Genomic DNA, 13,502 nt, shown 5'->3' on the forward strand with positions numbered 1-13,502 from the left:
TGCTGTATGAATGTAAACCAAAATAAAAAAGTATTATTTTTGACGGATATTGAAAACGGTTTGGAGCCTATTTTACAAGAAGCGACTAACACTTCTGCAGAGAATATGTTGACTATACAAAGCTATGGTGCCAGTATTTCACATCCTTATGGAGAAATCATGAGGTCTGTTATTTTTGCGATTTACCAGGAAGATGTTGAGGAGATTTTTGTAGTAGGAACAAAAGATAAGAAGACTTCCGCAGGTAATGGACTAACTCAACTTGAAACAATGAAAGATAAAATACAAACATTGGATTATCTCTTTCAAAATTGCAAGCCTGAATTTTTAGGTGGTACGGTCGATGAATGGCTAAATGAAAATAGCAGTGACACCATTGAAAAAAGTGTTGATATGATTCGACATCACCCCCTAGTGCCGTCATATGTTAAAGTTAGAGGTTTATTCGTTCATCATAAGGATGGAGAACCCTCAATTGTGGAGGATCCAGCTATTAAAACAGGTCAAGCCTTACCTGATCATTGCTTGTCATGATGAAATGCAGGTTCAACTTCTAACGCACCCATATATGGAGAAAGCAGTTCTAAGGAGATTGTATGAGCGCTAATTTAACTGATTTTGTCACGAAAACAATAGAGGAAATGAACTCGTTTGATCGTGAAAATATGGAATGTATGAAAAAACTAATTAGAAAAGCAATTGATTTTTATCATCTAAAGTCTTATGAAGAAGTTGAGGAAACCCATTCAGGAAATGTTCGATTTTTGCACGTCCACTCTATGATGGAAGAAAATATGTTATCCAAAATGATAGTGGTCACAAGAAACGGTAAAACTGATTTGGATATTGAAGGTGTATATGAAGGATATGTTGTAAGAGAATATTAATGAGACGAAATCACAAATAGAATATGCCAATTTTTTTGCTCAGGAGATGTATTAGATATGAAAAAGTCGAAGGGTTCTATTGAATCAGAGATCAGTAAGTCCATTACTCAATGGGAGAAGGATTATCTTGGGCGGGGGTCTGTATCTGTTAAGACTGATATACTGCGGGACATGATCATCGTCAATTTAAAAGGGATTTTAACACCAGCCGAATATGTAGTTTGTGGATCAAAAGAGGGTATGTTATCTATCAAACAAACTCGTTCGGAGTTAGTCGAATCAGGTATAGAAGGCCTTAAGGATATTATCTTAAAAATAACCGGAGAAAAAGTGAAAAGTTTTCATACTGATTTAAGCTCCCGGACAGGTGAACGAGTGATGGTGTTTAAATTATGTAATGATCTAGAGAAAAATTTGGAAAAGGTCTTATAATCTATAGAAAATAAATGTTTTAACGGTATGGAATTGGTTGTGAATTGAACATAATGAACTGCCGCTTCTTTTGTTTTACAATTATGGTATCATTGATAACTTTTATTCATATCCTAAGCGGACATAAAGAGATGTCAATTCATAGTACACTGTCATGTTATTCCTGTCGAAAGATCTAACATCCGCTGTTGTTATGAGCGGATGTTTTTTTACATCTTTTTAAATACATGAATTTGATGCTGGTGATTAGTCACTTGAACAATATTTGAAAACATCCTTGTCACCTGCCGGGTTCCCCCAAGTGTTTAGTGACATGATTATGAGACCAATTTCGTAAAGCTTGATGATAAATTTAAGCGGTGAACAAAATTGATATGCTGTCTTCAGTTTCATTTCACGGAATTAGTCAGAGATAAACCTTCAATTAAATATATCCAAAAAAACGCATTGACATATCGGAATATAACGATATAATAATCGATATGGAACCAATTGAAGTATTCAAAGCCTTATCAAATGAATCAAGGCTGCAAATTTTACAATGGCTGAAGGAGCCCGATCGTCATTTTGCACCCCATGAAGGGATTGATATGAACACAATCGGGGTATGTGTCAGTCAAATAACAGACAAATTGAAAATGACGCAATCGACAGCTTCTCAATATCTTACCATCCTTTTAAGAGCCGGCTTGATTAAGGCGGAGCGTATTGGAAAGTACACATATTACAAAAGAGATGAAGAAGCCATTGGGAAACTTGCTGACTTTCTTAAAACAGAGATATAAAAATAAACATCAAAAGATGTTTATTTTTACACCATACATATCGACATATTACGATGTGTTTATTTTTTATAATAACATATCGATAATTCGTGATATGTTTATTAATAATTAAGGAGTGAATGTTTTATGTCTAACACTTGGAAAATTTATATTTTAGCCATTGTCAGTTTTTTAGTTGGAACCTCAGAGTACATCATTTCCGGAATTTTGGATCAAATTGCTCATACTCTCGGGATCACTTTGGCTGCCGCGGGCCAGCTTATTACCATTTTTTCACTTGTATATGCTCTTTCTACACCCGTACTTATGGCGTTGACAGCAAGTATGGATAGACGCAAATTGATGATGTATGCCCTAGGTTTGTTTGTGTTCGGTAATGTCCTGGCTTTTGTACTGCCTGGTTATGGATGGTTTATTGCAGCGCGGATCATTATGGCGATGGGAGCAGGTGTGGTTGTTGTCACCGCATTAACGATTGCGGCTAAGATTGCATCGGAAGGGAAGCAGGGCAGTGCCATCGCTACGGTCGTGATGGGATTTACCGCTTCTTTAATCATAGGTGTTCCGCTTGGAAGAATGATAGCGGTAGCATTAGGCTGGAAGTCTGTATTTGGTGCCATTGCTTTGTTGGGATTGATCGCGATGGTCGTTATATTCTTTACTCTTCCGCATACTGAAGGGGATAAACCTGTGCCTTTGCTTCAACAGCTTGCTCTTTTTAAGAAACGGAAAGTGACTATGGGATTATCAATCACTTTCTTCTGGCTCGGGGGATATTCTGTTGCTTACACTTATTTGTCACCGTATCTCTTGAACATCTCAGGTATAAACGGCAAGTTGCTTAGCGGTGTTTTGCTTATATTTGGAATTGCCAGTTTGGTTGGATCAAAGTTTGGGGGATATAGCACCGATAAATGGGGAGTGCCCTTTACACTCGTTGGCGGGATGACGTTGCATATCGTCACACTGATTCTGCTGTCACTTGTTACTCATTCCTATATCGGAGTGATGGTGATTCTCATATTATGGTCGTTTGCCGCATGGTCTACCGGTCCGACACAGCAATTTCACTTAGCTACAATAGAACCGGAAATGTCAGGTGTTTTGCTTAGCATGAATCAGTCAATGATGCAATTCGCCATGGCGGTCGGCGCAGGTATAGGAGGGGTTTTTGTGGAAAACGTATCATTGGCCTCGATTACCTGGGTTGGTGCGTTAGGGGTTATGATTGCCATTATTGCATCATTGCTGATTTTCAATTCGCAACCGAAACAAGCGCTAAAAGATATCAATCAATAATTTCGAAAGATCTAACATCCGCTCGTTATACAAGCGGGTGTTTTTTTAAAAAGCTCAAGTAGAAGGCACACTGGAGCTGAAAGGGATTTTTGCCGACGGAGAGCTGAAGCACAGCAAGTTATAATATACTAGGAAGGGAAATAACGGTATGGCGGAAGGGTTCTAGCGCTTCTCGCCTGTAAGATCATTACTTTGAGGATGTGTCATCGTGAATCAAAAGACGTACATTGAAATGAGCAGGACATCGCAGTACATCAACAAAATGAGAGAGTATTCAGTGCTAATTGATGGGGCTGAGATGGGAAATATCAAAGATGGAGGGAGGCTGCGAATTGATTTGCAGCCTGGTGAACATGTTATTCAAGTGAAAGTTGATTGGTGTACAAGCCAAATATTGAGGTTTAACTTAGCAGAAGGAGAAGTGTTGAAGTTTAGGTGCGGAAGTCCGCTTCGAGGTTGGAAGTTGCTTTTGGCACTTTTTTCTGTTTTGGCCCGTCCTGAAAATTATCTGTTTATCGAGCAGGAAGAAGAGAAAAAAGCTTTGTGGTGACTTTGTTGTGTGAATAAATAGGAATAAATAGATTAAATACCCCTGAATTATGTTTTGTGAAAGATTGATATAAGCGGTAGCCTTCTCAATGTCGTTCTCGGTTGGAGAAGGCTGCGTATTAGAAATTCTCGGACTTTGCGGATAGACCTTCCGATTTCAAGATTAATGTCTTCTGGGTGGGTGAGTCCGATTTCATCATAGTATCGCAGTGTTTTTGTTGATACTTTGCATATCTTTGAAAATTCGCCGATCGATAGCCGAGTGATCACCTCTATGCTCCAAATGTACACCTTTCCGTAAGGGCAAAGTCAAATGTGAAAATAAAACTGTTCCAAAGTTAATCAGAAATTTATTTTCATATTGTATCCTTTCAGTATCACGTGAAAGGAGCATCATATGAAAACATTATGGAAAGTCCTAAAAATTGTTTTTGTCAGCTTGGCTGCTTTGGTTTTGCTTGTATGCGTCTCGGTATTTATTTATCACCATTTCCAGCTAAATAAGGAGGCGGCACTGCTGAAAGGTAAAGGCACAGTAGTCGATGTTGACGGTAAAAAGATGAATGTGTATCAAGAGGGAAGCGGGAAGAATACATTTGTGTTTATGTCCGGTTCGGGGATTGCTGCGCCTGCTTATGAAATGAAGGGGTTGTACAGCAAGTTTTCAAAAGAAAATAAGATTGCTGTTGTAGATCGGGCAGGTTATGGATACAGTGAAGTGTCTCACGATGACAGAGATATTGATACAGTATTGGAACAGACGAGGAAAGCGCTTATGAAAAGCGGAAATAAGCCTCCTTATATTTTAATGCCTCATTCGATATCCGGGATTGAAGCGATGTATTGGGCACAGAAATATCCTAAGGAAATCAAGGCCATTATTGCGATGGATATTGGATTGCCCCAGCAGTACATCACGTATAAATTGAGCGGAGTTGACAGTTTGAAAGTGAGAGGGTTCCACCTGTTAACCTCGATTGGTTTTCATCGGTTTATGCCTTCCGCTGTATATAATCCTGAGGTGATTCGGCAGTCGTTTTTAACTGATGAAGAAAAAGAAATCTATAAAGCCATTAACTTTAAGCAATTTTTTAATGCAGATATGGAGCATGAGCTTTTACAGTCTTACCAAAACGGCAGCAAATCTGTGAATCTGCCGGCACCAAAGGAGACTCCCGTCTTGATTTTAGATGCGGTCTCTGACCAAAATAGACATTCAAAGTATGCTATACAAAACCGAAAAGACTATGAAGCGTTTGCGGCTCAATTCAATACTGCCGATATAAAGGAACTGAGGGGAACACACAGTATTTATTTATATCAGCCTGATCAAATATATAAACTTTCCATGGAGTTTATGAGAAAGGTTCGCTAGGATGAAGGGTTATCATATTTTAATCGTTGAAGACGATGTGATGATTGGTGAATTGCTGCAAAAGATTTTGCAGCGTGAGGGATATCGTGTGATATGGAAAACAGATGGAGCGGATGTGCTTTCGGTGATTCAGAAGGTGGACTTGGTCATTATGGATGTGATGCTGCCGGGTGAAGACGGGTATCAAATGTCTGCAAAAATCAAAGAGCTGGGGCTGGGCATTCCGGTTATTTTTCTTTCGGCCCGTAATGATATGGACAGCAAGCTTCAAGGTTTGCAGATCGGCGAGGATTATATGGTAAAGCCCTTTGATCCGAGAGAGCTGCTATTAAGAATGAGGAATATGCTTGAGCATCATTATGGCACCTTTACGCAAATCAAACATTTGTATATTGATGCGGTAACGAAAAAAGTGTTCAATGAAAGCCTGCATGATGAGGTATTGTTTACTGCGATTGAGCGGAAAATTTTCTTTTATTTATATGAAAATAGAGACAGTATCCTGACAAAGGAACATTTCTTTGAATATCTATGGCAGCTCGAAGATAGAAACCCGAATATTGTCAATGTGCATATTAAAAAAATCAGAGCTAAAATCAATGATCAAGCGGGTGAGATGATTGAAAATATATATGGAGAAGGGTATCGGCTGAATACCGTTGTGAAGAAATGAAGCTCAAGACAAAATATCAGTTGTTATTGTTTACGGCAGTCATTAGTGTTCCGGTGCTATTGCTGGCGGTCAGTGTTTTGATGTCGATGATTTATGACAGCATGTTTAAACCGATGAATCATGGTATGCCCTTTCACAGGTCGTTTGCGTACCCGGCAATGATCGTTGTATTTTTGATATCACTCTTATTGTTAGCTTTTTTATTTTCAAAGTCGATTCATTCTCTGCTTCATAAAATCAATCTATTGAATCAAACCATTCGGCATCTGGCGAGTGATCAAAAGGTGCCCGATAAAATTGAAGTGAAGCGTGCTGATGAAATCGGGGAACTGATCAAGTCGGTCAATTTGTTAATTGAACGGACGACATATCGTGAACTGGAGCTGAGACAGCAGGAGGAAATCAAAAAGGAGCTTTTGCAAAAACTGCGGCATGACATTAATACACCTTTAACGGCTCTCAGGCTGCAGTTATTTTATTTGGAAGACCAATGTCATGGTCAGGCTGTATTCGAATCATTGTATCAGCAAATCGAATATATCTCGGAATTAACCAATGAATTCAATCTATATTCCGCTGAGACGCTGGAAAGCTCTTATATTGTAAATGAAGAAGTGCGTCTAAACGAGCTATTAGAAACAGCGGTGAAAAAGTGGGATTATTTATACAGTATGAGTGGGATTGAGCTGCACTATAAGCCGGCAGATCAAGATGTGAGATGGATGAGCAACGCGTTATGGATGCAAAGGCTGTTTGATAATATTTTTCAAAATACGTTAAAGCATTCAAAAGCTGAAAAGATGGAAGTCACGATTGAACATGGCAATGTTTTTATTCGTGATAACGGTATTGGATTTGATCGGAATGAGAGCAGTGAGGGACTCGGGTTAAATATTATTGAGGATACATGCAGGCTGCTTGCGATTACTTATGAGCTGCATACAAATGATAACGGAACGGAGTTCTTGTTTTCAAAAGAGTGACCCTGCTGATGTTTTTCTTTCTCCTATAAAATTTATATAATAGGGAGAAAGAAATGGGGTGAACATCATATGTTTAAAAAAATCATCAAAACGATTAAGTACCTCTCAAGCAGTTCTAGTGACCGATATCGCAGACATCGGCATTACAGCAGCAGCCGGCGCAGACATTATCGCAGCAACAGCAGCAGCTCGGGCAAAAGAAGACACTACGACCGTTATGGCGGCAGTCATCGTTACAAACGCCGGAGCTACAGCAGTAGTTAATCCAAAAAAAGTTCTTGTTCCGCTTTTGGGACAAGGGTTTTTTTATGTGACCGATTGAATGGCCCGGTTTAGATCCTCGCGAATAGAAGCGGTGTGCTGATACTCTTCCTCAATGCCCAATAATCTTTTCAGCAGCAAGGTTACTTCCTTTGTCAGTGTTAATTCCTCCAGCCAAGTGCCGTTTTTCTTCTTTTTTCCTTTATATTGAGAGTACAGCAGGAATAATAGCGTTTCTCCGAGATCGAAGAAGTCATCCTGTTTTCGTACCTTTATTTCCTCCATTTCTTCAAGAGTCAATTGTTTGGCAAGGCCGAAATCGATGAGGCAGAGCCTGCCGTCATTGATGATGATATTAGGCGTTCTGATGTCGCTGTGGAAGATAAGGCGATCATGCAGGTATTCTATAATCTCAAGCAGCTGCGAAATCAGTTGTAACGCCATAAGCTCTGTGAACGGCTGTTTTCGAAAAAATAATAATTCTTCTATATTCTCTCCCTCAATGAACTGCATGACATAATAAGCCTGTCCGTCTATGATGAACTCATCTATGAAGCCCGGAATTTGCGGGTGGTGAATGCTTTTGAGCAGTTTTATTTCCTGTTGGAATCGGACTTTCTCTTTTTCCTTTTTGGCTTTTGTCGGCCGAAGCTGTTTTAAGACATAAGGTGTTTGAGTTAGGATATCGGTGCACAAATAAACCAAACCGTAGCCTCCCATACCGAGGCACTCTTCGATTTTGTATTGATGATTTAAGATAACGCCGTTCTTTAGAGGGCGGTCAAAAAGCAGTTTTTTTAGAAGTTTTAATGCCATGTCTGCACTTCCCTTGGTTGTACTGACTATAGTTTACCTTCTAGACGGAGAATAAAAAAGAGCCGGATAACCGGCTCGGTATAAGTTAAAACTGCTTTGTCACGTCGTATTCATAATCTATTTTTGCTTTTACGTTGCTCATCGTCGATCTGGCTGTCGCTAATGTATTATATTTAAAACTCCATACCTTTGCCACACTGAGTTGATCTGACAAAGAGATATCATAAGACCCTGAAGTCGAGCTGTTTACAAGAGCACGGCGCCATTCGTTGTTTTCGCTCGTCATGATCAGATGGCGTGTATTTCCCTGGCTTGGTGTTTGAGTGGCGGTGGTTTGAACTCTGGTTACAATGGCATCACGCGGTATCCCGGATTGGTTTGTTAAATCAACCTTGATCACGCTGGAATCAGAACCTGAGGGGCTAAGGCTTGTATTTCCTTTATTTTCAGCAACGCCGCTGAATTGGAATGTTCCGCTGCCTGATTTGATTCGGTCTTCAATTGAAAGTGTAAAATACATGTTTCCGGTATAGGTGCCTCGTGACACTTTCACATAAAAGGTATCTGTCGTGTTTTGGGCGTCTGCATTTGCATAAATAAAAGAAGAAAACGTATTAGGGTTAATGACTTCTGTCCCTTGAGAAACAGGTATTCTATTCTTATCATAAATTTCAATTTTCATCCCTGTATACGCGCTCTGGTATGTACTCCTCACGTATACTTTTTCTCCCTTATTAGCCGTAAAAGTGAAATAGGCTTCATCTTGACCAGCTTCCAGTATTGTTGTATCGATATTTTTATATTTCCAATAACCGATCGGCATTGCGGTATCAAATGAATTGTTTCCTGTGATAGCAGTGACTCCGACAGCTGATGCCGAATACGTAAAGGTGAATAAGACAGACAGCATAACAGCGAATGGAATAAGCCATTTTTTCACCATGCAAACAACCTCCTTTTATTTCCATCATACATAATAATGATTTAGGTGTAAATAAATGTTTTTTGAGGTTAATATATACATTATCTTTGCCGATAAAAAGGAATAAGAGAGAATACTCGGGAGGGAATTCAATGCGTCTGAATCGGCAATTTATCCGCACTCAGCTGATGGCACAGAACATATTGAGCAAGAATGCGCCTGCCAAACGGGAGAATGCGACTGAAAATCCAGCGGCAGTTCTGGAAAAGGCATACAGCAGGCTTAAGTCACAATCTTCAACTGGGGAAATCAATCAGTTCAATTATTCTAAAACCGGCGTGGCGGGAAACAGCGGGACGTTCAGCAAAGTGTATCGATCAGCGAATGATCGAACAGTGACAGACACAGGGGAAGAAACAGTGATTCAATCCCAAAACCCCTATGAATCTGAGAGTGATATCAGAACCAAAATACTAGATGAAAAATACAGCAGGATGAATGCGATTAACAAAACAAAGTCTGATCCATTAGGCTATATTAAGGATAAGTACCAAAATTCAAAGTCTCCTTATTTCAGAAGTGATCTGTCAGCTGCAGAAAGACAGGCCGCTTACGATAATGAAACAGAATGGCTATTCAAAGGCAAGGCCCAAAACTATAACCTCCAGGATGCTGCGTTTCGGAATGTCACATTTCATGGGGAAGTGGAAGCTGAGAATGAAAAGGTGTATCAGCGGGGACAGGTTAACCAGCAGCTGCAAGTGCTGTTGAATCGAAACCATATTCATATTCCAGAGGGGACAGAGCTGACGTTTACAATCACACCGATTGACTATCAGGTGCGGGTGAGCGGGACAGACGATCAGGATCTGATCAAGCAAATTGAGCAAGTGCTGCAATCTGGAGACAACAGCAAAGAGCTATTTTTGCACATCATGAAAAGCCAAAGCAGTGATTCAACACAATTTTCCGAAGAGGCCTATCAAAAGTATCAGGCTGCTCGTGAGATGTATGAAGTTACAGGCTACCATTTGAAGGATTTAGAAGTGATTGATGGGCGGTATGTCACGCCTGATGGACGTGATTTAATAGATGTATATAGGGAAGAGCTTGAAAAAGATCCAGCGCAGAAGCAAACGGCTTCTTATGCTATATCTTACTATCGTTCAGAGCTCAGTAAAATCGCGGAAGCCGGGTATAATGCCATTCCGGAATTCATCCTATCAATTGATTACAGCAATGGATCTCTGAGAGATGTGGGACAAAGCAAGAGCTATGGGACCGGAGATACCGGGTGGCTTGAAGCATTAAAGCGTCAAACGGGTGTGAATTATTAGGTAAGCTGTTCATGTAGAACAGCTTATTTTTTATGAGAATATAAGGGGTGTATTAATTTAAATATTCAAATAATTTTATTATTTTTATATAAAAGATTTTAAAAGAAGTGAACGATTCAAAACTCTGAACAAAGGTGTTTACCTGAAAAAAACAATTGTATTTTCCAGAGAAATTTATTATGATGAAATAAGTAATTTAGGAGATTATATAACAATTTTAAGTTTGAATTTTCTGATTGTTATCACTGATTCATGTGAAGGCAAGCAGGTCTGCTGTTTTCTCATTTATGAGTATTTTGTTAGGAGGAGGAAGAGGAGTGGCAAATAAAGAATTAAAGAGGGGCCTGGGCGCGCGCCATATTCAGATGATCGCCTTGGGCGGTACAATCGGTGTTGGCTTGTTTATGGGTTCTGCCAGTACGATTTCATGGACTGGCCCATCTGTCCTTCTGGCTTATGCAATATGCGGAATTTTTATCTTTTTTATTATGCGTGCGATGGGTGAAATGCTGTATGTCGAGCCGAGCACAGGTTCTTTTGCGACGTTCGGCCATCAATATATTCATCCGATGGCAGGTTATATAACAGCATGGAGCAACTGGTTCCAGTGGATTATAGTCGGCATGTCAGAAATTATCGCTGTAGGTTCTTATATGAAGTATTGGTTCCCGGATTTGCCTGCTTGGATACCTGGTATCGTGGCAATGGTGATTCTTGGTGCGGCGAATTTAATTTCTGTTAAGTCGTTTGGGGAATTTGAGTTTTGGTTTGCGATGATTAAAATCGTCACGATTATCTTGATGATTATTGCGGGAATCGGAATTATTTTCTTCGGTTTTGGCAACGGCGGAGATGCGATCGGTTTGTCGAACCTGTGGTCTCACGGGGGCTTCTTTGCAGGAGGTTTCTCAGGTTTCTTCTTTGCACTGTCTCTTGTCATTGCGGCCTATCAAGGAGTTGAGCTGATCGGGATTACAGCGGGTGAAGCGAAGGACCCGCAAAACACGCTAAGAAATGCGATTCAAAGTATTATCTGGCGTATTTTGATTTTCTACATTGGCGCTATTTTTGTGATCGTGACGGTGTATCCTTGGGATGAGCTCAACTCACTCGGAAGTCCGTTTGTGTCTACGTTCTCGAAAATCGGAATTACGGCAGCGGCCGGCATTATTAACTTTGTCGTGATTACTGCGGCAATGTCCGGCTGTAACAGCGGTATTTTCAGCGCGGGCCGCATGCTGTATACACTGGGTGTCAATGGACAAGCACCGAAATTCTTTACGAAGATTTCACGCAATGGTGTGCCGCTGTATGGCACAATTGCGGTGCTGATCGGTTTGGCTGTCGGTGTTGTGCTGAACTATATCGCTCCGCCGAAGATCTTTGTCTATGTATACAGCGCAAGCGTGCTCCCAGGGATGATTCCTTGGTTTATCATTTTGATCAGCCATATCGGATTCAGAAAAGCGAAGGGTGCTGCATTAGATAAACATCCATTCAAAATGCCGTTTGCTCCTTTTACAAACTATTTGACGATTGCTTTCTTGCTGATGGTTCTGGTTGGTATGTGGTTTAACGATGATACTCGTATCTCCCTGATTGTAGGCGTAATTTTCTTAGCGCTTGTGGTCATTAGTTATTATGTGTTTGGGATTGGCAAACGCACGCAGGCCAATTTGACAAAAAGCGAACAAGCAGCAGAATAACGATAAAAAAGAGACATTCACGGATGTCTCTTTTTTTATTTTCCGCGTATGGATTTTCCCTATTTTAGCAAGCTATAGGGTAAAGATAGCAGAAGGAAAGGTGTTCATAAAATGGATGTTACACTCGGTTATTTGCGCGAATCACTTTCGAATCATCTAGAAAATGAAGTGTGCCAGCGTATTTGCAAGAAGATGCTGGCGAAGCGTTATGCAAATGAAGAGGAATTTGTAAAAGACTTAGATGATAATGAAATGTCTTTTTTGAACCATGTATTAGAAAAAGAAATTAAGTATGCCCAGAATGAACAGGATCAAAAACGGGCCAAGGAATTAAACGAGGTGTATGAATTACTGCTTTGAGAAAGGCGGGTAAGAAATGGGAGCAATTGAACGAAGCGGATATACATTTCAGCCGGAGTTTAGCGTTGTCCGTCAAAACGGAGCCATCCATGTGTACCATCAAGGAGAATTTGTGGAAGAAATCGAATTTGAATTTAACGGGGAATATCCCGATCATGATTTGATTGAAGAGCTTGTGAATCATTATTGTTTTGAGCATGAGATTTAGAGCCCTGCCGTGCAGGGCTCTTTTATTTAGGATGTGATCAGGCCATACTTTTTCAGGATATCCACGGTGATGTTTTTGGCTTTTGTGCCGGAATCATCGACATTGGTGACAAAGACATAAGAGCCATGCTCTGTTTTGATGAATCCGACAAACCATCCTAATCCCATATCAGTCAGGCGGGTTCCGGTTTTCCCGTAGAGCGTGTAATGATCACCTTCCTCTTGAATCATCATGCGCTTGACGGTTTTCATTACCGGCTTGTCAAATGGAAGCTCCTCTTTAGCCAGTTTCTCCAAAAAAGTTTCTTGTTCCAGCGGAGATATTGTAAGCGAGCTTTGCAGCCAAAACTGGTCGATTCCCCCGCTGATATCCTCGTTGCCGTAAGATAGTGTATGAAGCCATGATTTCATCCTTTCCTCGCCGATATCTCTCGCTAATTCCTGATAATACCAGATTGCGGATTCGCGCATGGCCGAGCCAAGCGTATGGTCGCGGTTCCATGATTCGAATTCACGCTTGACCCCGTCCCATCGTTTAACATCGTATTCATCTCTTACAGCTTTGACCTGCAAACCGATTAAAGCGTTCACGACTTTAAAGGTGGATTGCGGAGTTTGTCTTTGATTTGCCCGTTTTCTGTTATAGACAAATGTCTGATCCTTTTGTAAATCGTGAAGAATGAAGGTTCCATCCGTATCCTTGAATTCGTCATCGACATTCATTCTGCTGACATTCAAGTGTTTTTCATGAGCAGATGATGCTGCGTGGACGGAGAAGCCGCCGATCCCTGCAATACTCAGCACAAGCACAACATATATCCATTTTTTCATTTTGTTCTCCCCTTCGTTTTGATTAACTACCTTTTCTCTCTTTCGTTTGTTCTTCCTTTAAAAAATAATCAAAAAGCGC

Annotated in this window: 17 protein-coding genes and 1 pseudogene; 14 read left to right on the top strand and 4 right to left on the bottom strand. The window is 40.4% G+C overall.

Annotated elements, in window-relative coordinates; all coding sequences use genetic code 11:
- The first annotated feature begins 6 nt into the window (after positions 1-6).
- The 6 genes from NYE56_RS00665 to NYE56_RS00690 all read left to right on the top strand — a co-directional run bounded on the left by NYE56_RS00665 (position 7) and on the right by NYE56_RS00690 (position 3,953).
- On the top strand, positions 7-534 hold the full coding sequence (locus NYE56_RS00665; protein ID WP_160244336.1) for a carbonic anhydrase: 528 nt from the start codon (positions 7-9) through the stop codon (positions 532-534).
- 62 nt (positions 535-596) lie between these two features.
- The gene (locus NYE56_RS00670) at positions 597-887 is read left to right on the top strand and encodes a DUF6407 family protein (RefSeq protein ID WP_014475635.1); all 291 of its coding nucleotides are present in this window, start codon (positions 597-599) and stop codon (positions 885-887) included.
- 57 nt (positions 888-944) lie between these two features.
- Entirely contained in the window at positions 945-1,319 is a 375-nt protein-coding gene (locus NYE56_RS00675; protein ID WP_341283317.1) for a DUF2294 domain-containing protein, read from the top strand.
- A gap of 482 nt (positions 1,320-1,801) precedes the next feature.
- Complete coding sequence (locus NYE56_RS00680) at positions 1,802-2,104, top strand: ArsR/SmtB family transcription factor (RefSeq protein WP_003234907.1); 303 nt, start codon at positions 1,802-1,804, stop codon at positions 2,102-2,104.
- Positions 2,105-2,230: 126 nt separating this feature from the next.
- Positions 2,231-3,403, top strand: a complete 1,173-nt coding sequence (locus NYE56_RS00685) for an MFS transporter (protein ID WP_341283318.1) — start codon at positions 2,231-2,233, stop codon at positions 3,401-3,403.
- A gap of 208 nt (positions 3,404-3,611) precedes the next feature.
- On the top strand, positions 3,612-3,953 hold the full coding sequence (locus tag NYE56_RS00690) for a hypothetical protein (RefSeq protein WP_341283319.1): 342 nt from the start codon (positions 3,612-3,614) through the stop codon (positions 3,951-3,953).
- Positions 3,954-4,069: 116 nt separating this feature from the next.
- Here NYE56_RS00690 and NYE56_RS00695 read toward each other — a convergent pair.
- Positions 4,070-4,219, bottom strand: a pseudogene (locus NYE56_RS00695) (MerR family DNA-binding transcriptional regulator); the annotation flags it as partial.
- A gap of 130 nt (positions 4,220-4,349) precedes the next feature.
- Between NYE56_RS00695 and NYE56_RS00700 the strand changes: the two are divergent.
- From NYE56_RS00700 to NYE56_RS00715, 4 genes are read left to right on the top strand one after another with little or no spacing between them, the layout of a single operon-like run.
- Positions 4,350-5,327, top strand: coding sequence for an alpha/beta hydrolase (locus tag NYE56_RS00700; protein WP_341283320.1), 978 nt, complete (start codon positions 4,350-4,352; stop codon positions 5,325-5,327).
- Position 5,328: 1 nt separating this feature from the next.
- Positions 5,329-6,000, top strand: a complete 672-nt coding sequence (ybdJ, locus tag NYE56_RS00705) for a two-component system response regulator YbdJ (RefSeq protein ID WP_015252948.1) — start codon at positions 5,329-5,331, stop codon at positions 5,998-6,000.
- Positions 5,997-6,983, top strand: coding sequence for a two-component system sensor histidine kinase YbdK (ybdK, locus tag NYE56_RS00710; RefSeq protein WP_335451254.1), 987 nt, complete (start codon positions 5,997-5,999; stop codon positions 6,981-6,983). Before ybdJ ends, ybdK begins: the two co-directional genes overlap by 4 nt.
- A 58-nt stretch (positions 6,984-7,041) precedes the next feature.
- On the top strand, positions 7,042-7,305 hold the full coding sequence (locus NYE56_RS00715; RefSeq protein WP_133953770.1) for a hypothetical protein: 264 nt from the start codon (positions 7,042-7,044) through the stop codon (positions 7,303-7,305).
- On the opposite strand, the gene NYE56_RS00720 is transcribed toward NYE56_RS00715, so the two are convergent.
- Positions 7,290-8,060 carry a serine/threonine-protein kinase gene (locus NYE56_RS00720; protein ID WP_077671182.1) on the bottom strand — a complete coding sequence of 257 codons (771 nt, stop codon included), beginning with the start codon at positions 8,058-8,060 and terminating at the stop codon, positions 7,290-7,292. The genes NYE56_RS00715 and NYE56_RS00720 overlap by 16 nt on opposite strands.
- Positions 8,061-8,145: 85 nt before the next feature.
- The gene (locus NYE56_RS00725; RefSeq protein WP_123374006.1) at positions 8,146-9,003 is read right to left on the bottom strand and encodes a hypothetical protein; all 858 of its coding nucleotides are present in this window, start codon (positions 9,001-9,003) and stop codon (positions 8,146-8,148) included.
- A 131-nt stretch (positions 9,004-9,134) separates the two neighbouring features.
- Here NYE56_RS00725 and NYE56_RS00730 point away from each other — a divergent pair, with 131 nt between their 5' ends.
- The 4 genes from NYE56_RS00730 to NYE56_RS00745 all read left to right on the top strand — a co-directional run bounded on the left by NYE56_RS00730 (position 9,135) and on the right by NYE56_RS00745 (position 12,593).
- Positions 9,135-10,319 carry a DUF4885 domain-containing protein gene (locus NYE56_RS00730; RefSeq protein WP_341283321.1) on the top strand — a complete coding sequence of 395 codons (1,185 nt, stop codon included), beginning with the start codon at positions 9,135-9,137 and terminating at the stop codon, positions 10,317-10,319.
- 317 nt (positions 10,320-10,636) lie between these two features.
- Positions 10,637-12,025, top strand: a complete 1,389-nt coding sequence (locus NYE56_RS00735) for an amino acid permease (protein WP_014475643.1) — start codon at positions 10,637-10,639, stop codon at positions 12,023-12,025.
- 111 nt (positions 12,026-12,136) lie between these two features.
- Positions 12,137-12,385, top strand: a complete 249-nt coding sequence (gene csgA / locus NYE56_RS00740) for a sigma-G-dependent sporulation-specific acid-soluble spore protein CsgA (protein WP_003234887.1) — start codon at positions 12,137-12,139, stop codon at positions 12,383-12,385.
- A gap of 16 nt (positions 12,386-12,401) precedes the next feature.
- A complete protein-coding gene (locus NYE56_RS00745; RefSeq protein WP_003234886.1) occupies positions 12,402-12,593 on the top strand; it encodes a DUF5370 family protein in 192 nt (63 codons plus the stop codon).
- A 26-nt stretch (positions 12,594-12,619) separates the two neighbouring features.
- On the opposite strand, the gene blaOXA is transcribed toward NYE56_RS00745, so the two are convergent.
- The gene (gene blaOXA, locus NYE56_RS00750) at positions 12,620-13,423 is read right to left on the bottom strand and encodes a class D beta-lactamase (RefSeq protein ID WP_256683172.1); all 804 of its coding nucleotides are present in this window, start codon (positions 13,421-13,423) and stop codon (positions 12,620-12,622) included.
- Positions 13,424-13,502 lie beyond the last annotated feature (79 nt).

It is taken from the genome of Bacillus sp. FSL R5-0603 (assembly GCF_038050295.1).
In the GTDB taxonomy this organism is placed as follows: Bacteria; Bacillota; Bacilli; order Bacillales; family Bacillaceae; genus Bacillus; species Bacillus subtilis.

Coding starts and splice junctions, on each gene's coding strand:
- ybdJ (WP_015252948.1), top strand. CDS start 5,329: ATGAAGGGTTATCATATTTTAATCGTTGAAGACGATGTGATGATTGGT.
- NYE56_RS00745 (WP_003234886.1), top strand. CDS start 12,402: ATGGGAGCAATTGAACGAAGCGGATATACATTTCAGCCGGAGTTTAGC.
- NYE56_RS00725 (WP_123374006.1), bottom strand. CDS start 9,003: ATGGTGAAAAAATGGCTTATTCCATTCGCTGTTATGCTGTCTGTCTTA.
- NYE56_RS00685 (WP_341283318.1), top strand. CDS start 2,231: ATGTCTAACACTTGGAAAATTTATATTTTAGCCATTGTCAGTTTTTTA.
- csgA (WP_003234887.1), top strand. CDS start 12,137: ATGGATGTTACACTCGGTTATTTGCGCGAATCACTTTCGAATCATCTA.
- NYE56_RS00730 (WP_341283321.1), top strand. CDS start 9,135: ATGCGTCTGAATCGGCAATTTATCCGCACTCAGCTGATGGCACAGAAC.
- blaOXA (WP_256683172.1), bottom strand. CDS start 13,423: ATGAAAAAATGGATATATGTTGTGCTTGTGCTGAGTATTGCAGGGATC.
- NYE56_RS00670 (WP_014475635.1), top strand. CDS start 597: ATGAGCGCTAATTTAACTGATTTTGTCACGAAAACAATAGAGGAAATG.
- NYE56_RS00680 (WP_003234907.1), top strand. CDS start 1,802: ATGGAACCAATTGAAGTATTCAAAGCCTTATCAAATGAATCAAGGCTG.
- NYE56_RS00720 (WP_077671182.1), bottom strand. CDS start 8,060: ATGGCATTAAAACTTCTAAAAAAACTGCTTTTTGACCGCCCTCTAAAG.
- ybdK (WP_335451254.1), top strand. CDS start 5,997: ATGAAGCTCAAGACAAAATATCAGTTGTTATTGTTTACGGCAGTCATT.
- NYE56_RS00665 (WP_160244336.1), top strand. CDS start 7: ATGAATGTAAACCAAAATAAAAAAGTATTATTTTTGACGGATATTGAA.
- NYE56_RS00675 (WP_341283317.1), top strand. CDS start 945: ATGAAAAAGTCGAAGGGTTCTATTGAATCAGAGATCAGTAAGTCCATT.
- NYE56_RS00700 (WP_341283320.1), top strand. CDS start 4,350: ATGAAAACATTATGGAAAGTCCTAAAAATTGTTTTTGTCAGCTTGGCT.